This is a genomic window from Victivallis sp. Marseille-Q1083 (genome assembly GCF_903645315.1).
GTDB lineage: Bacteria > Verrucomicrobiota > Lentisphaeria > Victivallales > Victivallaceae > UMGS1518.
Genome location: NZ_CAHJXL010000001.1, coordinates 1,958,562 through 1,984,296, shown reverse-complemented (window position 1 = coordinate 1,984,296; position 25,735 = coordinate 1,958,562). Strand labels below are relative to the sequence as shown.

At 59.5% G+C, this 25,735-nt stretch carries 25 protein-coding genes; 20 read left to right on the top strand and 5 right to left on the bottom strand.

Annotated features, from left to right (window positions below; all coding sequences use genetic code 11):
• Positions 1 to 8: 8 nt before the first annotated feature.
• The 9 genes from HWX74_RS08015 (at position 9) to HWX74_RS07975 (ending at position 11,317) form a co-directional block, all read left to right on the top strand.
• Positions 9 to 1,205 carry a baseplate J/gp47 family protein gene (locus HWX74_RS08015; protein WP_176013047.1) on the top strand — a complete coding sequence of 399 codons (1,197 nt, stop codon included), beginning with the start codon at positions 9 to 11 and terminating at the stop codon, positions 1,203 to 1,205.
• Positions 1,205 to 1,729 carry a phage tail protein gene (locus HWX74_RS08010; RefSeq protein ID WP_176013046.1) on the top strand — a complete coding sequence of 175 codons (525 nt, stop codon included), beginning with the start codon at positions 1,205 to 1,207 and terminating at the stop codon, positions 1,727 to 1,729. Before HWX74_RS08015 ends, HWX74_RS08010 begins: the two co-directional genes overlap by 1 nt.
• Before the next feature lie 428 nt (positions 1,730 to 2,157).
• The gene (locus HWX74_RS08005) at positions 2,158 to 3,141 is read left to right on the top strand and encodes a phage portal protein (protein WP_176013045.1); all 984 of its coding nucleotides are present in this window, start codon (positions 2,158 to 2,160) and stop codon (positions 3,139 to 3,141) included.
• A gap of 107 nt (positions 3,142 to 3,248) precedes the next feature.
• Positions 3,249 to 4,259 carry a tail fiber protein gene (locus tag HWX74_RS08000; protein ID WP_176013044.1) on the top strand — a complete coding sequence of 337 codons (1,011 nt, stop codon included), beginning with the start codon at positions 3,249 to 3,251 and terminating at the stop codon, positions 4,257 to 4,259.
• A gap of 16 nt (positions 4,260 to 4,275) precedes the next feature.
• Entirely contained in the window at positions 4,276 to 4,947 is a 672-nt protein-coding gene (locus tag HWX74_RS07995) for a hypothetical protein (protein ID WP_176013043.1), read from the top strand.
• A complete protein-coding gene (locus HWX74_RS07990) occupies positions 4,937 to 5,821 on the top strand; it encodes a hypothetical protein (protein WP_176013042.1) in 885 nt (294 codons plus the stop codon). The genes HWX74_RS07995 and HWX74_RS07990 overlap by 11 nt, the downstream gene beginning before the upstream one ends.
• Before the next feature lie 3 nt (positions 5,822 to 5,824).
• On the top strand, positions 5,825 to 10,039 hold the full coding sequence (locus tag HWX74_RS07985; RefSeq protein ID WP_176013041.1) for a glycoside hydrolase family 9 protein: 4,215 nt from the start codon (positions 5,825 to 5,827) through the stop codon (positions 10,037 to 10,039).
• A gap of 10 nt (positions 10,040 to 10,049) precedes the next feature.
• A complete protein-coding gene (locus HWX74_RS07980; protein WP_176013040.1) occupies positions 10,050 to 10,826 on the top strand; it encodes a patatin-like phospholipase family protein in 777 nt (258 codons plus the stop codon).
• Complete coding sequence (locus HWX74_RS07975; RefSeq protein ID WP_176013039.1) at positions 10,823 to 11,317, top strand: phage holin family protein; 495 nt, start codon at positions 10,823 to 10,825, stop codon at positions 11,315 to 11,317. The genes HWX74_RS07980 and HWX74_RS07975 overlap by 4 nt, the downstream gene beginning before the upstream one ends.
• Here HWX74_RS07975 and HWX74_RS07970 read toward each other — a convergent pair.
• Positions 11,304 to 11,636, bottom strand: coding sequence for a helix-turn-helix domain-containing protein (locus HWX74_RS07970; protein WP_176013038.1), 333 nt, complete (start codon positions 11,634 to 11,636; stop codon positions 11,304 to 11,306). The genes HWX74_RS07975 and HWX74_RS07970 overlap by 14 nt on opposite strands.
• Positions 11,629 to 11,958, bottom strand: a complete 330-nt coding sequence (locus HWX74_RS07965) for a type II toxin-antitoxin system RelE/ParE family toxin (RefSeq protein WP_176013037.1) — start codon at positions 11,956 to 11,958, stop codon at positions 11,629 to 11,631. The genes HWX74_RS07970 and HWX74_RS07965 overlap by 8 nt, the downstream gene beginning before the upstream one ends.
• An 80-nt stretch (positions 11,959 to 12,038) precedes the next feature.
• Between HWX74_RS07965 and HWX74_RS07960 the strand changes: the two genes are divergently transcribed.
• Both HWX74_RS07960 and HWX74_RS07955 read left to right on the top strand, forming a co-directional pair.
• Positions 12,039 to 12,539, top strand: coding sequence for a hypothetical protein (locus HWX74_RS07960; RefSeq protein ID WP_176013036.1), 501 nt, complete (start codon positions 12,039 to 12,041; stop codon positions 12,537 to 12,539).
• The gene (locus tag HWX74_RS07955; protein ID WP_176013035.1) at positions 12,536 to 13,228 is read left to right on the top strand and encodes a hypothetical protein; all 693 of its coding nucleotides are present in this window, start codon (positions 12,536 to 12,538) and stop codon (positions 13,226 to 13,228) included. Before HWX74_RS07960 ends, HWX74_RS07955 begins: the two co-directional genes overlap by 4 nt.
• A gap of 45 nt (positions 13,229 to 13,273) precedes the next feature.
• Here the strand turns inward: HWX74_RS07955 and HWX74_RS20475 are convergent, their stop codons facing one another.
• The 3 genes from HWX74_RS20475 to HWX74_RS07945 are packed head-to-tail and all read right to left on the bottom strand — an operon-like array spanning position 13,274 to position 14,044.
• The gene (locus HWX74_RS20475) at positions 13,274 to 13,402 is read right to left on the bottom strand and encodes a hypothetical protein (RefSeq protein ID WP_303048094.1); all 129 of its coding nucleotides are present in this window, start codon (positions 13,400 to 13,402) and stop codon (positions 13,274 to 13,276) included.
• Complete coding sequence (locus tag HWX74_RS07950) at positions 13,395 to 13,790, bottom strand: hypothetical protein (protein ID WP_176013034.1); 396 nt, start codon at positions 13,788 to 13,790, stop codon at positions 13,395 to 13,397. The genes HWX74_RS20475 and HWX74_RS07950 overlap by 8 nt, the downstream gene beginning before the upstream one ends.
• Positions 13,787 to 14,044: a hypothetical protein gene (locus tag HWX74_RS07945; RefSeq protein ID WP_176013033.1), complete on the bottom strand. Its 258-nt coding sequence runs from the start codon at positions 14,042 to 14,044 to the stop codon at positions 13,787 to 13,789. The genes HWX74_RS07950 and HWX74_RS07945 overlap by 4 nt, the downstream gene beginning before the upstream one ends.
• A 256-nt stretch (positions 14,045 to 14,300) precedes the next feature.
• Between HWX74_RS07945 and HWX74_RS07940 the strand changes: the two genes are divergently transcribed.
• The 9 genes from HWX74_RS07940 to HWX74_RS07900 all read left to right on the top strand — a co-directional run bounded on the left by HWX74_RS07940 (position 14,301) and on the right by HWX74_RS07900 (position 25,713).
• Positions 14,301 to 15,203, top strand: a complete 903-nt coding sequence (locus tag HWX74_RS07940; RefSeq protein ID WP_176013032.1) for a glycine betaine ABC transporter substrate-binding protein — start codon at positions 14,301 to 14,303, stop codon at positions 15,201 to 15,203.
• A 140-nt stretch (positions 15,204 to 15,343) separates the two neighbouring features.
• The gene (locus HWX74_RS07935) at positions 15,344 to 16,255 is read left to right on the top strand and encodes a sigma-54 dependent transcriptional regulator (RefSeq protein ID WP_176013031.1); all 912 of its coding nucleotides are present in this window, start codon (positions 15,344 to 15,346) and stop codon (positions 16,253 to 16,255) included.
• Between the two features lie 95 nt (positions 16,256 to 16,350).
• Positions 16,351 to 17,673: an IS1380 family transposase gene (locus HWX74_RS07930; RefSeq protein WP_176012100.1), complete on the top strand. Its 1,323-nt coding sequence runs from the start codon at positions 16,351 to 16,353 to the stop codon at positions 17,671 to 17,673.
• A 230-nt stretch (positions 17,674 to 17,903) separates the two neighbouring features.
• Positions 17,904 to 18,257 (top strand): helix-turn-helix domain-containing protein, encoded by a 354-nt coding sequence (locus HWX74_RS07925; RefSeq protein ID WP_176013030.1) that lies wholly within the window; start codon positions 17,904 to 17,906, stop codon positions 18,255 to 18,257.
• A 130-nt stretch (positions 18,258 to 18,387) separates the two neighbouring features.
• Positions 18,388 to 20,220, top strand: a complete 1,833-nt coding sequence (locus HWX74_RS07920; protein ID WP_176013029.1) for an ATP-binding protein — start codon at positions 18,388 to 18,390, stop codon at positions 20,218 to 20,220.
• Positions 20,221 to 20,300: 80 nt separating this feature from the next.
• Complete coding sequence (kdpA, locus tag HWX74_RS07915; RefSeq protein WP_176013028.1) at positions 20,301 to 21,965, top strand: potassium-transporting ATPase subunit KdpA; 1,665 nt, start codon at positions 20,301 to 20,303, stop codon at positions 21,963 to 21,965.
• 5 nt (positions 21,966 to 21,970) lie between these two features.
• Positions 21,971 to 23,992: a potassium-transporting ATPase subunit KdpB gene (kdpB, locus tag HWX74_RS07910; RefSeq protein ID WP_176013027.1), complete on the top strand. Its 2,022-nt coding sequence runs from the start codon at positions 21,971 to 21,973 to the stop codon at positions 23,990 to 23,992.
• 12 nt (positions 23,993 to 24,004) lie between these two features.
• The gene (gene kdpC, locus HWX74_RS07905; RefSeq protein ID WP_176013026.1) at positions 24,005 to 24,562 is read left to right on the top strand and encodes a potassium-transporting ATPase subunit KdpC; all 558 of its coding nucleotides are present in this window, start codon (positions 24,005 to 24,007) and stop codon (positions 24,560 to 24,562) included.
• Positions 24,559 to 25,713, top strand: coding sequence for a universal stress protein (locus tag HWX74_RS07900; protein ID WP_217704890.1), 1,155 nt, complete (start codon positions 24,559 to 24,561; stop codon positions 25,711 to 25,713). Before kdpC ends, HWX74_RS07900 begins: the two co-directional genes overlap by 4 nt.
• Positions 25,714 to 25,735 lie beyond the last annotated feature (22 nt).

The following is a 25,735-nucleotide window of genomic DNA, read 5'->3' as shown; positions in this document are numbered from 1 at the left end:
TTTTTTTCATGATTGATCGAAGCAAATTGACGCCGGAGCAGAAAATCTTTTTCGACGGCGTGATCGCGGCGGGCTTTCCGGCCGACGACGCGGCGTTTGAATCCGACATGCGGCAGTTGGCCGACGCCGCGCATCTGCCGATCGCCAACCCGTCGAAATATTCGGCGTTCTGGTGTTTCGTCCGGTCGGCGGTCGCGGCGCCGGCGCGCGAACTGGCGCGCTATCTGGTGACGGCGGCGGTTCCGGGCTTTTATGTCAAGACCGCGACCGGCGCGGCGCTTGACCTGCACGCCTGGCTGCATGGGCTGACCCGCAAGCCGGCGGTCAAGATGACCGGCAAAATTACCTTTTCACGCGCGGCCGGCGCGGTCGGCCCCGTCGAAATCCCGGCCGGAACCCGTGTCCGGACGATTGCCGTAAACGGCACAATTTACCGCGTCGCCACCACCGCGGCGGCGGTGATCGCCGAAGACGCCGAAACGGCCGTCGTGCCGGTCGAAGCCGAAGCGGCCGGCAGCGGCTACAACCTCGGCGCCGGTTATTATTCAATTTTGGATTCGGACGTGCCGCGGCTCGGCGCCGTGACCAACGCGGCCGACTATCTGGCGCAGCCGGGGGCGGACGAGGAGACCGACGGGGAGCTGCGGCTCCGGATCCGCGACCGGTTTTTGAGCGTCGGCGACTGGCACACCGACGCGAAGTATCGCGCGATGATCTCCGAACGCGCCGGCGTCCGGCCGGATCGGGTGTACTTCGACCATTCGGCGCCGCGCGGGCCGGGCTCGGCGGATTGTTTTATCATTTTCGACGCCGGCACCGTGCCTACCGATTATCTGGCCGATCTCAACGATTACATCGCGGCCCGGGGCAACCACGGCCACGGCGACGATTTGCAATGCAAGACCATCCCGGTTACGTACTACGAGTTGACCGCGACCGTCCGGCTCGACACCGCGCTGGACGCCGCCGCCGCTGCTGCGGCAAAGACCGAAATTCAACAGCGGATAAAATGCGCGTTCTGGGATAATTCAAATTTTACAATGACTCATTGCTGGCCGTTCTCGACGTTCAGTTTTTCCCGGCTGGCCAGCGAATTGCATGCGGCGGTACCGGGGCTGTTGAGCATCCAATTCAACCGCGGCGACATTGCGTCCGCTCTGGAGTTGCCGAAGCTGTCCAGCGTAACGGTGACGGAGGCTGAATAGTGGATATCAAACTGAAATTCTGGCAGAACGGGCCGGTGCTCCGGAACGTGGCGGCGGTCGCCGGCGCGATGTTCGACCGGTTGCGGGCGGCGCTCGATCGGCTGTCGGCGCTGGCCGATGCGGAGAGTTGTCCACAGCCGGTGCTGGCGCTGCTCGCCTGGCACCGCGGCGTCACCAGGCTGTCCGGTGAAGGCGACGCGCTTTTCCGGCGCCGGGTCAAACACGCGTTCGCCAATTCGCTGGACGCCGGAAGCGTCGTCGGCTTCATGCGGATCTGGGAACGGCTGGAGCTCGGCAGCCTGGTGCAGCATGAGCGCACCGACGGCCGGGACTGGGACGTGATCGTCGTACAGCTTGACGACGCGAAATTCGCGCCGTACCGTGGGTTGTTTGAACAGCTGGTGGCGCTTTACGGCCGCACCTGCCGCCGTTATATCCTTGAACAGCCGGCGACGCCGGGGCAGCTCGGCGTCCGGCCGTTCGTTATTGATTGCACAACCAATAATTTCAAGGCGGTTTATTGATGTTCTCCAAAAAGTTGCCACCCTCGCCATTTGAGGCTCGGGTCTTTGCTCCGCAAAGCTCCGGGTACTTTTCGGAGCCTCGCTCTTCGTTGTTCCGTGCGGCTCGCGCCGTACTCACAACTTCGAGAATGGATGTTCATATTGATTCTCCCAAAAAGTTGCCACCCTCGCCATTTGAGGCTCGGGTCTTTGCTCCGCAAAGCTCCGGGTACTTTTCGGAGCCTCGCTCTTCGTTGTTCCGTGCGGCTCGCGCCGTACTCACAACTTCGAGAATGGATGTTCATATTGATTCTCCCAAAAAGTTGCCCTCGCCATTTGAGGCTCGGGTCTTTGCTCCGCAAAGCTCCGGGTACTTTTCGGAGGCCACACCCTCCGTCATTGCGTGCGGCTTGCGCCGTACCCGCAACTGCGGGAAAGGAATTTGATTGATGGATATTGACATTGACAAGGCGTGTTTCACATTCGGGGAGCCGGAGCCGGTGCACGGCGAACGGATCCTGGACTATCTGGGGGTATTCCCGACGCCGTGCGGCGAATACTACGTGCCGCCGATCGACCTGTGGGGCCTGGCGAAAATGCGCAGCGCCAACGGCCAGCACGGCAGTTGCATTGTGTTCCGGCGCAATCAAACGGCAAAAACCTATATTTCCGGGCCGTTGCCGGTGGCGGATTTGCGCGCGAACTTGATTGATTTATTGACGTTCGGCAATTCATACTTGCTGGTGGAACGCAACCGGCTGGGCGGCATTGCCGGATTGCGCCATCTGCCGGGACTGAACATGCGGGTCAAGGCCGACGGAGTGAAGCTGCGCCGGCTGCTGAACGGCGGCCGGTATCAGGACTATACGCCCGACCAGGTGCTGCACCTGAAAGAGTACGATCCCTGCCAGCAGATTTACGGGATTCCGGACTGGATAGGCGGATTGCAGTCGGCGCTGCTGAATCAAGACGCCACATTGTTCCGGCGTCGCTATTTCGTCAACGGCGCTCATTTGGGGTATATCCTCTACTCACGCGATCCGAAGCTGCAGCCGGCGCTGCGCGATGCTTTGCTGGAAAAATTTCGCGACGGCAAAGGCGTCGGCAACTTCAAATCGGTTTTTCTGCATATTCCGAACGGCGGCGAAAACGCTTTTCAGTTGATGAACATCGGCGACATTTCGCAGAAAGACGAATTTGCGAATGTGAAAAACATTTCGGCCGACGACGTGCGGGCCGCGCACCGGGTGCCGCCGGTGCTGATGGGGCTGGCTCCGGAGGGAGCCGGCAGCCTCGGCGACCCGGTCAAGGTGGCGAAAGTGTACGTCTCGACCGAAGTGGTGGCGCTGGCCCAGAATTATCTGGATCTGAACAGCCGTTTGCCGAAAAATCTGCAATTCAAGTTTAATTTCGAGGTGAAAGAATATGAATGAAACCATACTCGCAGGGGCCGCGAAAAGTACCCGCGGCTTTTTGACGCGAAGCGAAAAAAAGACCCGGGGCACCGGGCCGATGGGCGGCAACTTTTGGGGGAGCCAATATGAGTAACTGTATTATCACCACCGCCGGGCGGGCGCTGATCGCCGCGTGCCAGGCGAACCGCCAGGCGCTGGCCATCGACAAAATGCTGTTCGGCTATCGCGACGGCCTCGACGTCTCGGCGGCGCCGCCGGCCGATTTCACGCTGACCGCGGCGGAGACCCGACACACCGCCACGGCGCTTACTTCCGGGCTGCTGGCGGCGGATTGCGCGGTCTGGTCGGCGGTGCTGGACGCCGCGGTCGGCGATTTCTCGTTTAATATCGTCGGCCTGGCTTCCGGTTCGACGCTGGTGGCGGTGGCGGTGCAGCCGGCGCAGCACAAAGTCAAGACTTCCGGCTTTTCAACCGGCAATGTAATCATCAAAAATTTCGGGCTGCAGATCGTCAACGTCGCAGACTTGACCGGAATCACCGTAAACGCTGAAACCTGGCAGCAGGATTTGTCCGGACTGTACGCGCCGCTCAATCATAACCACGACGACCGCTATTCGCCAATCGGGCACGGCCATGATAGCCGCTATTCGCCAATCGGGCATACCCACGGCGACCTCTACGCTCCGCTCTCGGCCATGCCGCCAGGCGCGATCATGCCTTACGCCGGGAACGTTATCCCGGCCGGTTTCCTCGAGTGTGCCGGCGCGGCGGTGTCGCGGACACTTTACGCGGCGCTTTTCACCGCAATCGGTACGGCATGGGGTGCGGGAGACGGGGCCACAACCTTCAATCTGCCGAATCTGCGAACCCGGTTTCTGCGCGGCGGCGCCGCTTCCGGCGAAACCGGCGGCGGACAGTCGCCGCGAGCCGGGCTGGATCTGACCTTCCGCGAGCTGGACGCCGAATACGGGTATTCCCCGGGGCGCGTCGTCACGGTCCCGTCCGGCGGCGGCCGCTCCGCGCACATCCCAACCGGGCGCGAGGGGAACGCGTACGCTTTCGATGTCGCACTCCAAGAAAATTCCGCCGAAGTGCTGCCGCCCTACGCCGCTGTTAAATTCATAATCCGCTACTGAAGGAGGCTTTTTTAATATGAAGCTCTATTATTTTGACAAAAACGGGTATTATTCCGGCTCCGGTGACGCCGCGACCGATCCGGAGCTGAGCCGGGTTGAGAAACGGGAATGTTACCTGATTCCGCCTGACGCCGTCACCGTCCGTCCGCGCCGCAAGGTGGGACACGTCGCGCGGTGGAATGGCCGGGAATGGCTGCAGGAGGAGGACCACCGCGGTAAAACCGTCTATTCCGAGGAACACCGGGAGGGCATCGTCATCGATGCGCCCGGGCCGCTTCCGGCTGACTGCTCGGCCGAACCGCCGCCGTCGGACTGTCACCGCCTGACCAACGGCCGCTGGACCTCCGACCGGGCGGAGCTGCTGCGCCGCGCCTCCGGCCGGATTGACGCCGAAACCGATGCCAAGATACTATCCGGCTTTGTTTATCGAGATCATCGTTTTTGGCTGAGCCTTGAGAATCAATGCAATCTCAAGGCCGAATGCGATTTGCGCCATGCATTGATATACCCGGTCAAAATCAAGACCCAGGACGGCTATCTGACGATCGACTGTCCGGCAGATTACCTGGCGCTCTATGCCGCCGCGGTTAAATTCATCCGGGGTGTTATCGAGGATGGTTGGGCCAGAAAAGACAGCCTGGCCGGCGTAAAAAAAATTACTTTGGAGAAGATTGTTTATGGCCAGTGATGTAAAATTTGAAGTGCCGAGCGGCGGCCCGACTGCCGGCGATGGCACGATCCCGGCCCACCGTCACGCGCAAAGCGATATCGTCAACCTGGAGGGGGCGTTGGCCGGCAAAGCGGCGGCGGAGCACCGGCATGCTATCAGCGAGGTATCCGGGCTGGCGGAGGATCTGTCGGCAATCGAACAATCAGCGGCGGCAGCGACGGCGGCGGTCGAACAGTCGGCAGCGGATATCCGCGCCGCCCGGCAGGAGGCGACGGCGGCGGTGACGGCGGCGACCGGCGCGGCCCAGGTGGCCCAGGCGGCCAAAACCGAATCGGGCGACGCATTGAACAAAGCGCAGCAGGCGTTGACGGCCGCGCCGAAACTGGAAGCCGGCGCCAACATCTCAATCTCCGACAATGCCGAAACCGGCGCCAAAATCATCAGCGCCACCGGCGGCGGGACACTTGACTACACGGTCAATCACACTTCTCCGGATGAAAACGGCAATTTCAACCTGACCGCCGAACTGCTCAATGCGGCGCCGGCCGCACATCAACACGCCGTCACCTCGATTACCGGCCTCTCCGCGGCGCTGTCCGGCAAGGCGGACTCCGGACATACGCACGAGCTGGTCTCCGGCATTCAGATCGGCAACAGCGTGATATCCGGCGCGGTGCAGGTGGCGCCCGGCGATAATGTCGCCTTTGACGTCGTCGGCAACACCATCACGATCAATGTCAACGCGGCGGCAGCCGGCGCGGCGGCGGCGGTACAGAACCTGGCGACGGCTGACGGCACGACGCTCAAGGTCTTTGTCGGCACCGCGGCGCAATGGGAGGCGTTTGCCAAAGTTGCCGGCGTCAAGTATCAAGTTTTTATCGTGGAGAGTTGACCGATGCGTATTTATACGATTAAAGGGTACTATCCCGATCAGTACGGCAATTTTACGCTGACGGCCGAAATGCTCGGCCTGGCGAACGCCGTCCATGATCATCCGATTGCCGATGTGACCAATCTGCAAACGTTGCTGGACGGCAAAGCGGCGGCCGGTCATACCCATGTGGCGATGTCGGCGATCCGGTGCGGCGGCAGCGACCTGACCGGACAAATCACCCTGGCCGGCTCCGGGCTGAACCTGGCGGTTGACGGACAGGCGATCACCCTGGCCGCGCCGCTGGATATCACCGTCGATCTTGACGCCGCGCCGGCGCTGGTCAACGGCGCCGGCGGCCGCGCCGTCTATTGGTTCGCCGGCGACTGGGCGACGCTGGGCACCGTCCGCAAGGGCAAAGGCTATTCGGTCGCCGGCGTCACCGATGAAAACGCGCTGTTGGCGTTTACCGGCGGCATTGCCCGGCCGATTGTCGATGTTTTTATCTACCGGGACGGCATCCGCAGCGATGTTGTCCGGGTACAGGCCGACGACGATACCCAGGTGTACCCGCCGGCCGCCTATGACCGGTTGTCGATGTCGTCGTCGCTGGACGGCGTATCCGGCGAACGGGCCGTCGAGGGCGAGCAGTACCCGGCCAAAATCGTTCCGGTCGATGAAAACAGTTTTACCGTCACCGTGACGCCGTACCCGCCGGCCGGGTGCTGGACGCTGGAATGCGATCTTTTTGATCTGCCGGCCACGGTCTATACCGGGACACAGACCGTCACAATCAACCTGCCGGCCGATCTCGGCGTCGGCGCCCATCTCGGGCATCTTTACGCCAGGCCGGTCACGCCGGACCAATCGACCGTCTGGGGCTACGGCGACGCAGCGGCCAAACTGACTTTTTACCGGGTGGTCCGGGCCGCCAGCGCTTTGCAGCCGGCCTATCACTGGCCGCTGAACAACTCCGCCGAGGAAATCGTCCACCATCTGGCCGGCGCCAACGCCGTCGAGGGTGAAGCGATCGACTACTCGCTCGACGGCGTTCGCGGCGCCTCTTATCAGACCAAACTTTACACGACCGATCCGGGCAAAAAAGGCATCTGGACCGACGGCGTCGAAATCGATCCCTCGGCCGGCGGTTTCAGCCTGTCGTTTTTCGTCAAAACCGCATCCGCGGGACGCAACAACAGCACCAAAGTACGCTGGTACGACGGGACGACCGCGACAACCTGCCTGGGGCTGAGCCTCAGCTATCAGGCGGTTTGCCTGTATTGGATGAACACCTCGCCGACCTATACCGGCGACTGGGCGACGCAAAACGCCTGGAGCCATCTTTGCCTGACCGTCACTCCGCCGCTGACCGAGGCGGACGGCCTGACCGCCGCAGAACTCAACAACGCCTGGTATTTCGACACGCAATTGTACATCAACGGCGTCGCCAAACAGACCAGCCGGGTGCTGGTTTATAAAAGCCATGCCTCGCGGTTAACCAACATCGGCGGCGCCGATCACTCGTTCGGCATCGGCATGCACGACAACAAAACCCAGGACAATGTGTTGATCGATGAAGTGAAAATCTTTGACCGGCCGCTGACGCTGGCCGAGGTGCAATCGGAGGCGTCGCTGGCCGGCTACGTCTTCGAGGACGATCCGGGCGGCGGCGAAACGACGCCCAAGCCGCCGCAGCTCAATGATTCGCCGCGCGCCCGCGAGGGCAAGCCGGCCGATATCGCCGCCGTCCCGCTGACCGCCGATCTGAAAGTGTTTGTGATCGACAAAAACACTGTCGCCGTCGGCGGCAATTATGAGGATTTTTACAACGCCAGGCTGCGGGCCGAGTATACCGGCACGCTGCCGGCTATGGAGCAGAATTTCCGGAATGGCTACAAAGCCGAATACCTGCATGATTTTTACTATCGCTACTCGATGATCGAATTGCAGGCCGATTACGAACCGCGTATCCTGGACAACTATGACGCCGACGACTATTTTCAGATTGACAACCAGGCGACAACCTGGCTGGGCAGCTGGTCCAGCGCCTCCGGCGCCTGGGAAGTGCCCGATGTTTACGATCAGACCCGGCGCTACCGGATCGAGGCGGCCAACATCACCCATTTCGCCTATCTGCGGTTGCCGTTCGACATGGTCGACGGAACCGGTTACACAATCTCCGACGGCGACGGCAACACGGTGACGTTTGTTGCCGGCCAGGCGACGCCAAGCCGGGCAATCAAGGTCAACCAGGAGGGGTATCCGGCCGATTCGGCCGCCAAAGTCGCTTACCTCGGCGCCTGGCTCGGATCGTATGGGACTTATCAGGTCGGCGCGGCCGGCTTTGCCGTCGTCAACGCCGCCGGCGAGACCGTCCACACCGGGACGCCGGTGCTGCGCGACGTCGAAGACAGCGGCTATACGCTCGGCGCCACCCGTAAAATCAGCGGCGAAATTGTCTATGAGATGGATTTTTCGGCACTGACGACGGAGGGAACTTATCGCATCCACGTGCCGGGCGTCGGCTGGTCCTGGCCGTTTTCGATCGGCCGGAAAGTCGCTGAAAAGTTGTTTTTTATCCACGCGCGGGGACTGTATCACCAGCGGTCCGGCATCGCCAAAGCCGCGCCGCACACCGGCTGGCCGATGGCGAAAAGTCACGATATCACCTATGAGGCGCCGTTTCCGGGCGACTACAAAAACCTGGAGGCGTTCAAGGATTCGGCCGGCAACTGGGCGAGCTTGAGCGCCTTTAACATCATCCGCTATCAGTGGCGCAATGTGCCGCACCGCGATGTTTACGGCGGCTGGTGGGACGCGGCCGACTGGGACCGCCGCGATATGCACATGGGCGGCGTCCGCTCGCTCGCCGGCGCCTATCTGATGTATCCGGATAAGTTTACCGACAACCAGCTCAATCTGCCGGAGAGCGGCAACGGGATCCCGGATATTTTAAGCGAGGCGATGTGGGGGTGCGATGTCTGGCGGCGCACCCAGCGCGCGCACGGCGGGATATCCGGCTGGATCGAGTGTTCGCGCCATCCGACCCAGGCCGACGCGGCCGCCGAAATGGAGCCGTTCTGCATGTCCGAGCCGACCGCCTGCAGCTCGCTGCACTATGCGCTGACCGCCGCGCAGTTGTCGCGGGCGCTCAAGCTGGCCGGCGCGGTCAAACAGGCCGATCTGTACGCCGACAGCGCCATCCGGGCCTTTGACTGGGGAATTGACAACCTGGCCCACTTCGAGGTATCGCTCGGCGGTCAGACGTACACTTTTGACGAGCCGGAAAATTACAACCCGGATCGCGGTTGGCTGACCTACCGGATGCAATATCAATTCTGGGCAGCGGGACAGCTCTATCTGCTGACCGGCGATGCCAAGTATTTGACCTATATGACCGGGGAAGCATGGGCGGAATACCAGCGGCTGTTCGATATCGACGACGCTTTTTTCCGCAACGTTTTCTGGGAGCTGGCCGAGCTGGACGCCCTGCCGGCGTACCGCGACTATATGCGCAATTGGATCATCGCCAAAGCCGACTACTGGATTTCCGCCCAGGCGCAATTTGCCTACCGTGACGTCACCTTTCCGCCCGGCAACTACTACACCGCCGCCGTCGCCTGGGGCAATTGCCATCCGGGCTGTAGAGGCCAGCTCTGGGCGGCCGCCTATTACCTGACCGGCGAGGAAAAATACAAAACGGCGATCCAGCACAGCGTCAACAACCTGACCGGCGCCAACGCGCTCGGCCGCGCCATGACCACCGGCGTCGGCAAAGTCTCGCCGTGCCGGTTTTTGTCCAAAATCGACGAACTCAACCGGGCCAACGGCACCTTCGACCCGGTGCCGGGCATTACGGCATACACCTTTGGCAACAACGGCCTGGCCTCTTCCGCGGTCGGATACGTCTGGATGCTCAACAAAAGCGCCCGCGGCGACGCCAATTTCTCCGCAGTCAACAAGAGCCTGATGCCCGGCCGGCTGCGCTCCACGGTCAGCCCCAACGCCGGCGCCATCGCCGTTTACCTGCAAAACAATCTGCCGCTCTGGCGCAGCCATGTGCCGATCCAGGATTATGCGGTGGATCAAAACGAGTTCACCGTCTGGGAAACGGTATCGATCAATACGCTGCTGCTGGCGCCGCTGCTGGCCGACAACTGGACGCCGGAGGCAAGCTGGAGCGCCAGGACGCCGGTGACGGATCCCAAAGAGCTGGAAGGCTACGTTTTCTTACCATAAGGAGGTTGTTTTGAAAACATTATGTATCATCAACGGCGGCGGCTGCCGGCAGATCGAATGCGCAACCGGCGTATTGCTGGCGCTCGACGCTTCCGGCGTCAAATTTGACGAGTATCGCGGCAGCTCCGCCGGCGCGATCGTCGCCGCGCTGCACGGCTCCGGCCTGACCGCCGAAGCGATGGCCAAATTGATCAGATCGACGCCGGTCGGAGAGCTGTTCCGCCCGGCGGTTTCGGCGCTGCTGCCGGTCGGCCGTCGCGATTACATTTATGACGCCGACGGCATGTTTGAATTATTGCAAAGCCGGCTGCCGGCCGGGCCGCTGCGGCATGTCCGGGTCGCGGTGACGCGGCTGCCGGACTACGCGGCAATGATGTGCGACGCGACGCCGGCGACCGTCATGGCGTCGGCCGCGTTCCCGGAAATCTTCTCGCCGGTCAAAATCGGCGACGATTATTTTATCGACGGCGGCGTCAAGAATATGATCCCGACGCCGAAGATTTCCGAAATCGGCGGCTATGAACGGATTTACATGATCCTGTGCTGTGACGACGCCGTCGCCGCGGCCATGCCGGACAACAAAATCGGACGGGCTGCCGCCGCAATGCTGGCGACGATGGAACGCGAAACCACGCAAATTTACGAAGCAGGCTGGCCTGAACTCGACAATGTGACGATGATCCACGTGCCGCCGTTCCCGTCGTCATTGTTCGCCTGGAGCGATCAGAACGGCCTGATCGAACACGCCCGGCAATACGCTGAAAAAGTTTTGAAAGGGGAAAAATGAGAAAAATTCTGGAGCTGCTGCCGGTGATCGCGCTGGCCGCATTCGGCGGCTTTGCAGGGACGCTGGTCAACCGTAAGGAAGGAGAACCGTACAATATGAAAAAGGCCATTTCCGAAATTGTGATCGCGATTTTTTCCGGACTGCTGATCCATTACGTTTTGCTTGAATACGACGTCGGCGAGAACCTCCGCACCGCCGCGATCGCGCTGGCCGGATACTCGGCGCGCGGCGTGCTGGCGCTGCTGCACGGGCTGTTTCTCGACCATCTGAAAAAATTCAAGTTCTGGCTCTTGCCGGCCGTTTTCTGCGCCGTGCTGCTCCTGGCCGGCTGCCAGTCGTTTTCGCACCGCACCTATTACGAGCCGAACGACGTCACCATGACCCGGATCGACGGCCGCGCTTACGGCGCGGTCCAGGAAGAAACCTCCCATGACGGGTTGCCGGACTGGTCGGAGGGGAAAAGCCTCGGCGTGTCGGTCATCGGGAAGTGACGGGAGTATCCGCAATGGGTTTGGTTTCAATTTTCACAATGGCGCGCCCGGTCGCCCGGAATACCTTGTTAACCGTCTTCCAGCCGGGAATGACGCTGCCGTTAAGGAGACGGGAAATGTTGGATTGTCTGGTGCCCATGCGCCGCGCCAGTTCCACCTGGGTCAAGCCGGATTCGGCGATGGCCTCACGCAGGGCGTCGAGTATCGCAAATTCCCGTTGCGCTTCGGCATATGCCTGCCGTCCCTCTTCGGTTGACATCACCTTTTTCATGAATTTTTCATGGTCATGCGGCACCGGATTGTACTTGTCTTCAGTCATTCTGCACCTCCTTCAGACGCTTCAGCGCCTTTTCAAGCTCTTTTTTGGGGGTTGCATTCGATTTTTTCAAAAAAGAATGCAATATGATAAAACAATTTTGATCCGCCAGGCAGTAAAAAATCCGCGCCGAACCATCATGGGCAATCGCCCGGATTTCCCACAATTTTCCGGTCAAATGCCTGAAGTGCGGCAGGCGCTGTTCCGAAGGGCCGAAACGGCTCAGGCGCTCGACAATCTGCTGATATTTCGCAACCGTACGGTCAGGCAGGTTATAAATTTCCTCCGCCACCGAATTATTGTAGTATTTGACTTCCCAAGCCATTCCCGCACTCCTTTCAACAATCAATATATATCATATTTGATATATTGCAACTGCCGTATCGGCAAAAATCGGAGGTTTTTATGCTGTTGTCGGCCAACGGCCGGGAACTGACCGTTCCCGGTAAAAACATCAAAATAAATTCGTCGCTGCCGCTGGAGCGCAAAGACCTGTCCGGACAGGGCAGCGGCTCCGCGACGGCCGCCGCCGGCAACAAGCCGCAGGAGCTTTCCGTGTCGCTGGTGCTGCCGATCGCCGACAAAACCGGACTGTCCGAGCTGCTCGACTTCGCGACCGCGATCGACGACGCCGGCGATCCGGTCGTTTACGATATCGTCGACGAATTGGCCGGGCTGCTGAAAATTCACCAGGTGATTTTTTCCGGCTCGCTCGACGTCCAGGAACATGACGGCTTGCGCGCCTTTTCCGTTTCATTCAAGCTGCAGGAGGTACGGTCGGTATCGGAACGGCTTGAGGAAAACGCCGCGCCGGAAACCGTCGAACCCGACGCCGACGGCGAAACGGTATTACCCGGAACCGATCCGGCCGAACTTAACGCCGCAATAGAAGAGGCGGTGCAATGAAGATTCACCAGATTTTCAAGGCAAACGGGCGGGAATTGCCGATCGTCTCGATCGCGCTGGTGCTCGACCGCGACGCGCCGGGGCGCGGCATTGTCGCGGTGCAGTCGCCGGAACCGTTGGCCGGCGACGTGCAGATTTACGCCGGGATCAACGGCAAAGCGGCGCTTTATTTCGCCGGCTACGTCGAACAGTGCGTCCGGATCGACGCCAGACAGCAGCGGCTGGTGATCCGGGCGGCGGCCGGAAAGCTGGCCGGCCGCGCGCCGATCGCCAGGCGCAATTCCAAGCTGGCCGAAATTATCGGCGAATTGCAGCGGCTTTCCGGCGTCGCGTTCCGCACCGCCGGCGACTGGCCGCAGCGGCCGGTACCGCATTTCGTCAACCTCGGCCCCGGCTGGGAGGCTTTGCAGTTGATCGGGCAGTTGTCCGGAGTGCCGGACTGGATCGCGCTGGAGCAGCCGGACAAAGCGCTCTATCTCGGCAGCGCCGCGGAGGTCAAACGGCGGCGGCAGGTGCTGCGGTTCGATCCAAAAGTGTTTACAAATTTGTCCGCGACCGGGGCCGACTGCGCGTTCATGCCGGCGCTGCGGCCCGGCATGATCATCCGGATCGGCGATTCGGCCGCGCAGGAAATCACCACCGTCAACATGACGGCCGAAACATTGAGATTGGGGCTCGAGTTCGCATAAAAAAAGGGCGGCCATTCACGGCCGCCCGGGGTTGATTGAAAAATTTCAGGAGAAAAACGCCGCGACGATGACGAACACGGCCGCCGCGATCAGGCACCAGCCGCCGGCCAGCCCGGAAAACTCGGCTTCCGCGTCCGAATGGCCGCAGCCGCCTTTCACCAGCGGGTCATTCATGCCTTGCCTCCCGGATATCGGTCAGAAACGCGTACAGATAAGCGCGAATTTTGTCCGGCAACTCGTCGCATTTCCAAACCGCGTCGGCCAAATTTTTCCGGTTGACGGCACAGGAGCGCAGTACCAGATCGGCCAGTTCAGCCAACTGATCGTGGCGCAGCTCGCGCAAACCGGGATAGGCGGCGGCGATTTTGCGGCGGAACCGCTTCAAAGCCTTGCCATGACCGGACAACTTCGGCGCGAAATGGTAAGTGATTTTGATAGTGGATCGGCCGGTTGGCTCCAATATCGGCGACAGGCGGTCGCCGAACGCCTCCAGTTTTGCCTTTTCTTCCGGCGTGATGTCGTCCAGCAGCCGCGCCGCTTCCATGAGTTTGTTTCCGCTCATTTCGCCACCGCCTTTCCCTGCGCTTTCGCGCAAACGCTGAAACACGGGCAGAGCCTCCGGGAAACGATTTCGCGGCCGATCGCCGCGTATGCGGGCTGCACGTCGGAGAGTTCCGGCAGTTCCGCGTCCGCCAGGCCGAGCGCCGCAAGCTGTTCGCGGAGCCGCGCGGTCTGCTTCCGGAGTTTGGACAGTTCGGCTTTCAGCGCGACCAGCTCCCGGAACGAGGGCTGCCAGTGGGGGAAATGGTTTTTCATGGTGATTTCCTCCGTCCGGAAACAAAGAGGGCTTTTGTGGTCGGTGGTGGAACACCTTCCGAGTCGGCAGCACCCGTTACCCGGTTCACACAAAAGCCCAAAATTTCCGGACAAAAAAAATGTTTTCTGTTTTATGCCGCTTTGGTTTGCTAAACCTGAAAACTTTTCGGCAGTCGCGATTCCACTCGCAACGTAAATAAAATATCGTGATATTGACAGAAAATCAAGCCGGGCAATCAAAAAAAGGAGAGCAAAAATGAACATTCTGAAACGTCACAAAACAGATTTGATTCTCGTCATCCTCTGTTTCGGCACGCTGCTGTATTTTAACCTCCGGAACGGCCGGAACGTTCCCGCGGCCAAAGGATTCCGGGTGGTCGCTTCCACGACTCCGGCCATGATCCAGGAGATGGAATATGCCATAAAAAACCGGAAATACCTGGCGGCAACCGCCTGGCGGCCGCACTGGATGAACAGCAAACTCAAAATACGCTACCTCGACGATCCATTGAACGTCTTCGGACAGGAGGAAGATATCTGCACGGTGGTGCGTCGGGGATTTGGCGAAGACCACCCGCAGGTGATGAAATTCCTGCGTCAATTCCGCTGGGAACCGGCCGACCTGGAGTCGCTGACCTGGAAGAGCACCGTGCGCAAAGGCGAGTACGAAGCCAATGCCCGGGAATGGATCGCCGAACATCCCGAATTGATCGGACGCTTCCTCGACGGCGTACAGCCGGAGCCGGGGGCGGAAATCCGGATCGTCAACAACGGTTTTCTGAATGAACTGACCGCCGGAAATCTGATCAAAGTGCTGCTGGAGGAACGGCTCAAATGCGAAGTCGTGCTGACCACGACCACACTGCCGATCGGTTTCGAAGCACTCGCCGGCGGAACGCAGGATGTCCACTTGTCGGTCTGGCTGCCGCGTTATTATCAACAGGAATTCGCCGCCATCGCCGACCGGGTTGAAATAATCGGTCCGAATCTGCATGGCGCCCGGCTCGGCATCGCAGTCCCGGAGGATATTCCGGTCCGGTCGATCAGGGAGCTGGGAAAATTCCGCGCTGAATTCGACGGCAAAATCATCGGGATCGAACCGGGACAGGGAATCAACCGCCTGGCGGAAGAAGCAATCCGGCGATACGGTCTTGAATGACATTGCAAAATGAATTGATCTGCTTTATATTGTATTGCAAAATGCAATGCAACAAGCGCCGGTTCCGGTTGCCGCGACCTCCCCCAAAGGATTGGCACGGATTTTGCTAATTTCATGATCCGAATTAAGGAGCAACTGCCATGAATATTCTGGTTATCGATGACGAAGCGAACATCCGCAAAACGCTTGGAATGTACTTGAAAACAAACGGACACACCTCGGCGGCGGCCTCCGGCGCGAACGAGGCGGCGCGTCTGAACCGCAAGGAACGCTTTGACGCGGTATTTCTCGACCTGCGGCTCGGCGCGGAAAACGGCCTAGACCTGATCCCGGTGCTGCTCGCCGACAATCCCGACCTCAAAATTGTCGTGATGACCGCCTTTTCTTCGGTGGACACCGCCGTCTCGGCAATGAAACTCGGAGCGTTCGATTATATCGGCAAACCGTTCAATCCGGCGCAGATCGATGTGATTCTCGGTAAAGCCGAAAAACTCCGTTCGATGGAAAATCGGATATCATCCCTCGCCGCCGATTTGAAATCCCTGTATCCGGACGGCATCTTCGACTCCGCCAATCCGGCCATGCGCCGCACGCTTGAAATGGCGCACCAGGTGGCGGATTCCGATGCCATCATTCTTTTGCGCGGCGAAAGCGGCACCGGCAAAACCGTACTGGCCAAAGCCATTCACCATTGGAGCCGGCGCGCCGATGCGCCGTTCGGGGTAATCTCCTGCCCGTCGCTGTCGCCGGAACTGCTGTCCAGCGAACTGTTCGGCCATATCCGGGGGGCGTTTACCGGAGCCGTCAAGGACAACCCGGGACGGATTGCGGCATGCGATCACGGGACGCTGTTCCTCGATGAAATCGGCGACCTGCCGGCGGCGGTCCAGCCCAAACTGCTGCGTTTCCTTCAAGACCGGGAATACGAGCCGGTGGGAGCGGCGGAGACCCGCCGGGCCGACGTACGGATCATCGCCGCGACCAACCTTGAGCTGGAGGAGGCGGTGCGGGAAAAACGGTTCCGCGAAGACCTGTTTTTCCGGCTAACCTGAATATTGCGTAAATTTTCAAAAACAAAGAGGCAGATTCTCGACTAACGTATTATATTGTAATATCTTACATCACAATATAACGCCGAGGTCTGCCAATGACAAAATGTAATGTTTCGATTCCGGTCTTTCAAGGTCCGAAAAGCAGAAAAATTGAATTCAATTTCGCCGGTGGAGATATCAGCAGTGACGGCGGGTTGCTTTTTGTGAAAGAATTCGACCGCAAACTCGGTTTGACCCGGCGCGCCGGTAACCTGCTGGATTCTTTTGATATTCGACAGCCCGGAAAAGTTGAGCATTCCTATCTGAGCATGCTTCGTCAACGAGTTTTTGGTTTGGTTGCCGGCCATGAAGATCTCAATGACCATCATGAATTGCGAACTGATCCGCTGATTCAAACTGTTGTCGGTCGTGATCGTCAACTCGCCACTCCAAGCACTTTATGTCGATTCGAAAATGGAATCGATCGTCGTGCTTGCGTAGATTTGAGCCGATTGTTTGTCGAATTCTTTATCGAAAGTTTCTCCACGCCGCCTCGAGAATTGATTCTTGATTTCGATGCTACCGATGACCTCACTTACGGGATGCAGGAAAATCGCTTTTTTCATGGCTATTATGACCACTATTGCTTTTTGCCGTTGTATGTTTTCTGCGGGGATCAATTGCTTGTGGCTTATTTGCGTCCATCAAAAATTGATGCGGCCAAGCATGCTTGGGCGATTCTCTCGCTACTGGTAAAGCGCTTTCGGCAGAAATGGCCGAAGGTTAAGATTATTTTCCGGGGAGACAGTGGCTTTTGTCGGCAGAAAATGCTGAACTGGTGTGATAAAAATGAGGTCAAATATATTGTCGGATTGGCGAAAAATCCACGTTTGCTGGAATTATCAAAAGATCTTCAAGTGAAAGCGGAAGCACTTTACAACGAAACACATGAAAAAGCAAAACTGTTTACTCAGTTCGAATATGCGGCAGGAACTTGGAAATACCCGCGCCGGGTGATTGCCAAAGCGGAATTCAACTCCCCCGGACCGAATAATCGTTTTATCGTCACCAATCTTGATGATGATGGACAATATCTTTATGAAAAAGTCTATTGCGCCCGAGGTGAGATGGAAAACAGGATCAAGGAACAGCAGCTGGATCTTTTCGCTGATCGGACGAGCTGCCATGACTTTGCGGCAAATCAATTCCGGCTTCTGCTTTCAAGTTTGGCTTATATTCTCATGGAACGGTTTCGGGCATTGTTGTTGACAGGAACTCAATTTGCCGAGGCTACCTGCGGCAGCATTCGCTTATACCTGGTGAAAATCGGTGCCATTATTCGGCGGAATACCAGAAAAATTTATGTTGCTCTTTCAAGTGCTTGTCCAAATCAGGAACTCCTCCGCTTGATCGCTGCGAAAATCATCGCTTGGGAATAAAACCTTGGAGAGCTGTCCCCGGCTCGCCGAACAACAACGGGGGAAAGGGGGAATATGCTCAATTTGCAAAAAAACGACAATATCCGACTCTGAAAATAAAAACTTCCGAATCTTCTGAACATTTCTCGACGATTCGAAAGTTTCATGCAACATTCAGGCTAAACGTCTTCCAACTGACGCTTCCCCCGCTCCGGGAACGACCTGAGGACATCGGGACGCTGGCGGACAGCATGCTGGCATTTTTCGCCCGGACCAATCACAAGAAAGTCGCCGGGTTTTCCGAAGCGGCGCGGGAGGCGCTGCTGAATTATGCGTGGCCGGGAAACCTGCGTGAACTGCGCAATGCGGTGGAACGCGCCGTGATTCTTTCCAACGGCCCGGAAATTCTTCCCGGCGCGTTGCCGGATACGCTCCGGACCGCCGGGAATCCGCCGAAAAATTGCGGAGCCTGCACCCTCGAAGAGCTGGAAAAGCAACATATCGGCCGTATGATCGAAGCGACCGCTTCGCTTCAGGAAGCGGCGGAAAAGCTCGGCATCGACCAAACGACCCTGTGGCGCAAACGCAAACAATACGGGTTGTGAATTGCAGGTTGCAAGCCGGGAATATTGCATTTTGCAATAGATCGGCCGGTTTCCGGTCCGTCTTGCCCCGGAAAATAGACATGGCATGAATTTTGCTAATTATTGCCGGTGATTCAACAAAGGTTCGAATATGAATATCAAACAGAAATTTCTAATCTCGTTCGGAATCCTGCTGCTGGCGTTCGCGGTCCCGGGGATTTTGATGCTCCGCCAGGTGGATAAGCTTGGCCGCGCCGTGGATGTCATTCTTCGCGAAAATTACCAGAGTGTCATCATCTGTCAGAATGTCAACGAGGCGCTGGAACGCATTGACAGCGGTCTTCTGTTCTCTTTCGCAGGCCAGACCGCCGCCCCCGGCTTTTTCTCCGAGCAGGTCGACAAGATCGAACGGGAGTGGAAAGCGGAACTGGACAACATCACCGTTCCGACCGAGGGCGCGCGGGCGGAAAAAGTCGCCAGGATGCTGGCCGAATACATCGCACTGCTGCCGGAGCTCCGGAAACCGGAACGCCCTTCGACGGAGCGGATGAGCTTCTATCGTGAAAAGGCCTTTCCGCTCTTTCAGGAACTGAAACAGGAAATCGGCGGTATTCTGACCGTGAACCAGAACAATATGACCGAAGCCAACAACCTCGCCCGTACGGAAGCGGACCACCTGTTCCGGCGCGGGATCGGGCTGCTGATCGGCTGTTTCGCGTTCATCATCGTCTTCTCATTGCTTCTGACGCGCTGGATTCAGCGGCCGCTGCAGAAACTGATCGATATGACCAACGAGATCGCCAACGGCAATCTCGCACTGGCGCCGGATTCAAAATCCAACGACGAGATCGGCCAGCTGGCGCGTTCGTTCAACGCGATGGCGATCGCGCTGCGCAACGCCCGCAGCCAGCTGGTCGGGCGACTCCACCGTTCCGAGCAGATGAACAAGGATGTGTTCAGCGAGCTGCCGACTCCGATCGCGGTTTTCGATATCCGCAGCGAACGGATCGAGCTGGCGACCCGGAGCGCGCGCCAATATTTCGGTTTGGAAGAGGGGCGGAAGCTCGGCGAATTTTCCTTCGAATGGCTGCCGGACATATTCCGGCAGGTCCGCCAGAACGGCGTCGTCAGCATTTCCGGCAAAAACGACGGCATCATCCAGCATTTCATCGACGGCAAGGAATTCTTCTTTCAGCCCATGGCCGTGCCGCTTCCGGCCGACGCCCAGGTCGAACAGCTCACCGGCGTCGTGGTGATCCTGAAAGATGTCACGCTGGCCCACGAACAGCAGGAACTCAAGCGCAGCGTGATTTCCACCGTGTCGCACCAGCTCAGAACGCCGCTGACCAGCCTGCAGATGTCGATTTACCTGTTGCTGGAAGAAAAGTGCGGCGCGCTCAATCCCGACCAACTCGACCTGATCATGACCATGCGTGACGACAGCCAGCGGCTGACCGAGATCATCGGCGACCTCCTGGACCTCAACAAAGCCTCCAAACCCGGCAAACTCGTCACCGAACCGCATGCGCCGAATGAATTGCTGCTGAATGCGAAGGACCGTTTCCTGGCGGAATGCCAATCGCATTCCATCACGCTGGAAACCGATTGCGATCCGCTGGCGCCGGCCGTGCCGGTGGCGTTGAACCGGATCAATTACGCGTTTGACAACCTGATCGGCAACGCGGTCCGGTTCACTCCCCCGGGCGGGAAAATCCGGCTTTCGGCCAAAGCGCGGGACAATGCCGTCGAATTCGCCGTTTCTGACACCGGGTGCGGCATGTCCGAAGAGGTGGCAACCCACGTTTTCGAGCCGTTTTACCGCGGCCCCGGGCAGGATGCCGTCAGCGGCGTCGGCCTCGGACTGGCGATCGTCAAGGAAATCATCACCGCCCACGGCGGCAACATCAACGTGCGGAGCAAAGAGAATACCGGTACCGTATTCACCTTTACCCTGCCAACCGGAGGAGATCAATCATGCTCTTAATCGCATCGGCGGCCGCATTGGGCTGCTTCGGGTATTTATGCTATGTCATTTACAAACCGGAAAGGTTTTGAGGTGTTCCGATGAATGTCATTCTGATGATCGGGACCATCGGCATCGCGGTGGCGCTCTCCATCCCGCTCGGGAAATGGATGTACCGCGTTCTGTGTCCCGAAACGGATACGAAATTCGAAAAACTGCTGCACGGCGTCATCGGCCGGGCGGCGCAAAGCGATCAGAATTGGAAACAGTACAGCGCCGCGCTGCTGCTGTTCAACCTGGTAATGTTCGTCTTCGTCTGGCTGGTGCTGTCATTCCAGCAGCTTCTGCCGCTGAATCCCGACCGGATGGGCGCGCTGAATCAGGATCTGGTGTTCAACACGGTTTCGTCATTCGTGACCAACACCAACCTGCAGCACTATTCCGGGGAGTCCGCGCTGAGTTACGGTTCGCAACTCTTCGGACTGATGTGGCTGCAGTTCGTCAGCGCGGCAACCGGCATGGCGGCGCTGACGGCGCTGGCGCGCTGGCTCGGCGGCTCGCGGCAACCGAACAACTTTTACCTGGACCTCGGGCGTTCGACCTGCGGCGTGCTGCTCCCGGTGGCGGCGGTCGCCGCGCTGCTGCTGGTCTTCTGCGGCGTTCCGATGACCTTTGAAGGCGCGGCAATCGCACGGACGCTGGAAGGAGCAGTGCAGACGATCGCCCGCGGCCCGGTGGCGGCTTTCGTTTCGATCAAACAGCTCGGCACCAACGGCGGCAGCTTCTTCGGCCCGAACGCCACGCATCCTTTGGAAAACGTGAACTTCTACAGCAACCTGGTCGAATGCGTCTCACTGGTGGTAATCCCGATGGCCTGCGTCTGGCTGTACGGCCATATCACGAGACACAAACGCCATGCGCTGGTGATTTTTCTGGTGATGCTGGCGTTTCTGCTGGTCAAAATCAGTCTGGCAATTTCGCTGGAACAATCTCCCGCGCCGGCCCTGCGCGGCCTCGCGGTCGCGGAGTGCGGCAACCTCGAAGGCAAGGAACTGCGGCTCGGCGTGACGCAAAGCCCGATCTGGGCGACGTTTACCACCTGTACCAGCAACGGATCGGTGAACAGCATGCATTCGAGCCTGAATCCGCTGACCGGCCTGGTACCGCTGGCGGGCATGTGGTTCAATACGACTTTCGGCGGCATCGGCGTGGGATTTCTCGGCATGTTCAGTTACATTATCGTCGCGGTGTTCATCTCCGGCATGATGGTCGGACGCACGCCGGAGTACCTCGGCAAGAAAGTCGAAACGCGGGAGATGAAATTCGCGCTGCCGATCCTGCTGCTGCATCCGCTGTGCATCCTTGGCGGCGTAGCGCTCTTCTGCGTGATTCCGGCCTGGGGCCGCGACACCGTGCTGAATCCGGGTTTCCACGGTTTCACCGAAATGCTTTATGAGTTCACCAGCGCCTCGGCCAACAACGGTTCCGGCTTCGAAGGACTGGGGGACAACACGGCGCCATGGAACATCGCCACCGGCGTCGTGATGCTGCTCGGACGCTTCATTCCGATCGTGCTCTCGCTGGCGCTCGCCGGAAGCCTCGCCGCCAAGCAATTCGTGCCGGAAACCGTCGGCACCCTGAAAACCGATACCGGGCTCTTCGGCGGCGTTCTGGCCGGAACGGTCCTGTTCATCGGAGCGCTGCTGTTCCTGCCGGTCGCCGTGCTGGGACCGGTCGCGGAATATCTGACTAACATGGGATGGTAACGAAAATGAGCAAACTCACTCGTAAAAACAGCCGCCGGGCAACGATTTTCGATCCCGCCCTGATGCGTGTGGCATTCAAACAATCGTTCCGAATGCTCAATCCGGCCCAAATGGCCCGCAACCCGGTGATGTTCGTCACCGAAATCGGCGCGGTTCTGACCTCGCTGGTCTGGGTTCTGGAGCCATCCAGCCTTTACACCGGTGCAGTGAGCTTCATTCTGTGGCTCACCGTGCTTTTCGCCAACTTTGCCGAGGCACTGGCCGAAGCGCGCGGCAAAGCGCAGGCCGACAGCTTGAAGGACAGCCGCCGGACAACCCCGGCCCGGCTGGTGACGCCATCCGGCGAAATCCGCCGGATCGACTCGGATCAGTTGAAGGCCGGCGACGTGGTGCTGGTCGCTGCCGGAGAAGCGATTCCCGGCGACGGCGAAGTGATCGAAGGGGTCGCGAGCATCGACGAATCCGCCATCACCGGCGAATCCGCCGCCGTCGTCAGGGAAGCGGGGAGCGACCGTTCCGGCGTCACCGGCGGCACCCGGGTGCTGTCCGACGAAATCAAAGTACGGATCACCGCCGGGGCGGGCGAATCGTTCCTCGACCGGATGATCTCGCTGGTGGAAGGCGCGGTCCGGCAGAAGACGCCGAACGAACTGGCACTGGCCGTGACGCTGGCCGGGTTGACGCTCGGCTTCCTGCTGGTGACGGTGACGCTGTATCCGATTGCGCGTTATTTCGAGGTGACGATTCCGCTGCCGACGCTGATCGCGCTCCTGGTCTGCCTGATTCCGACCACCATCGGCGCCCTGCTGGCGGCGGTCGGCCTCGCCGGCATGGACCGCGCGCTCTCCGCCAATGTGCTCGCCAAAAGCGGCAAAGCAGTCGAGCTCGCCGGCGACATCGACACGCTGCTGCTGGATAAGACCGGCACGATTACCGTCGGCAACCGCCTTGCCAGCGACTTTTTCCCGGTAGCGAAGGTTTCCCGCGAACGGCTGATTGAAAGCGCGATGCGGGCGAGCTTCGGCGATGCCACCCCGGAAGGGAAATCCATCGTCAGGCTCGGAGAAAAAGAGCTGGGAACCCGCGCCCCCTTCGACCGGCACTCCGGCAAGGTGATCGAGTTCTCCGCCCAAACCCGGCTCTCCGGAACCGACGACGGCCGCGAATACCGCAAAGGCGCTTCCGATGCGATTGTCGCGCAGGCCCGTGCGGTACCGGCAGATTTGCGGGAACTCGTGGAGGAAGTCGCTCGCAAGGGCAGCACGCCGATCGTCGTGATGGAAAACCGGGAAATCCTCGGCGTGGTAGCGCTCTCCGACGTGCTGAAGACCGGCATCCGGGACCGTTTCGCCCGGCTGCGCGCCATGGGCCTGCGGGTGGTGATGGTCACCGGCGACAATCCGCTGACCGCCCAGGCCATCGCGGCGGAGGCGGGTGTCGACGACTTCATCGCCGAAGCGAAACCGGAGGACAAGCTTGCCTATATCCGCAAGGAACAGGCGCAGGGGCGCCTGGTCGCCATGATGGGCGACGGCACCAATGACGCTCCGGCACTGGCCCAGGCCGACATCGGCATCGCGATGAACTCCGGCACCCAGGCGGCGAAGGAAGCGGGCAACATGGTCGATCTCGACAGCGATCCGACCAAACTGATCGAAGTCATCGAGATCGGCAAACAACTGCTGATGACCCGCGGCGCGCTCACCACTTTTTCGATCGCCAACGATCTGGCGAAATATTTCGCGATCATCCCGGCAATCTTCCTGCTGGCGATTCCGGAACTGGCGGTGCTGAACGTGATGAAACTCGCCACCCCGGCGAGCGCGATTCTTTCGGCGCTGATCTTCAACGCGATCATCATTCCGCTGCTGATTCCGATCGCGCTCAAAGGAGTGAAATACCGTCCGCTCGGAGCGGACGCGCTGCTGGCGCGCAATATCTTCATCTACGGACTGGGCGGCGTGATCGCCCCCTTCATCGGCATCAAACTCATCGACCTGGCGCTGACTGCCGCCGGTCTGGCTTAAGGAGAAGCTGTCATGATTTCTTCAATCTTCGGGGCCTTGCGGCTCGCACTGTTTTCAATCTTCGTCTGCTGTGTGGTCTATACGCTGTTCATCTGGGGCGCCGCTCAGCTCTTCGTACCGGAAAGCGCCAACGGCCGGCTGATTCGCAATTCCGCCGGAGAGGTGATCGGCAGCTCACGGATCGCCCAGAAGTTCACCGCGGACCGTTACTTCCACAACCGTCCGTCGGCGGTGGATTACAACGGTGCCGGAGCCGGCGGCAGCAATCTGGCCTCGACTTCGCCGGCACTGCGCGAACGAGCCGAAAAACTGATCGCCGAATACGGAGCGACGGCCGCGAATCCGTTGCCGGCCGACCTGGTCACCGCATCGGGAAGCGGCCTCGACCCGCACATCTCGCTTGCCGCCGCCCGCTGCCAGATTCCGCGCATTGCCGAAGCCCGTTCGGTTCCGGAAGAAGCGGTTGGCAAAATCGTGCGCGAAAGTGTATCTTATCCGGGCGGTTTCATCCGGTCGGAACCGTTCGTCAACGTGCTTGAACTCAACCTCAAACTGGATCAACTGAATTGAATAACGTTCCGGACAAATTTCTCACCATGATCCGCAACGCCCGGCGCGGACGGCACAAAATCTACCTCGGCTATTGCGCCGGGGTGGGAAAGACCTGTCAGATGCTCAAGGAAGCGCTGCGGCTCCGGGACGTGGAAAAGCTCGACGTGGTGATCGGCATTCTGGAAACCCACGGGCGGTCCGAAACCGCCGCCTGCCGGGGCGATCTGGAAGCGGTGCCGCGCCGGAAGATTCTCTACCGCAAGATCGAGATCACCGAGATGGACGTCCCGGCAATTCTGGCGCGCCGGCCGCAGGTGGTGCTGGTCGACGAACTGGCGCACACCAATGTGCCCGGCTCGAAACATCTCAAGCGCTATCAGGATGTGGAGGAGCTGCTGGACGCCGGAATCCATGTGATTTCAACCCTGAACGTACAGCATCTCGAAAGCCTCTATGAGATCGTCGAGAAAAACACCGGCGTCAAAGTCAAGGAGCGGATTCCCGACTGGGTAGTAACCCGCGCCGACGAAGTGGTCAATGTAGATGTTTCGACGGCTGATCTGCGGGAACGCATCCGTTCCGGCCGCGTCTATGCGGCAGACCGGATCGATGCGGCTCTCGCGAATTTCTTTCAGGACAGCAATCTCCAGCAGCTTCGGGAACTGACGCTGCGGGAGCTTGCCGCCCAGCTTGATTTGAAATTCCGCGAGAAAACCGGCAGCGTCGAACGGGAAGACAGCGCCAATCCCGATCAGGTGCTGATCTGCCTCTCTTCGCACAGTCCGAACGCCGACGCGCTGCTGCGTTACGGTTCGCGGCTGGCCGGACGGCTGAACCGCAACTGGTACGCGCTGTACGTACAGACATCAAAGGAGAGCGCCATCCGGATCAACGCCGAAACCCAGCGCCGGTTAGCCAATACCCTGGAACTGGCGCGTCAGGTGGGAGCGACGGTTTTCACCTTCAAAAGCGACAACATCGTCGAAACCATCCTGCAATTTGCGCGTGAACACCGGGTCGGCCATATCGTGATCGGCCCTTCCGCCCGGAAACTCTCGTGGCTCGACCGCCTGCTCGGCAAATCGACGCTGCTGGAACAGTTGACCCTGGCCAATCGTGACTTCAAGATCGTCGTCACCGAAAACCGGCAGGAAACGTTTTCCGGCTGAAGCCGCCGGAAATGCGCAGAAC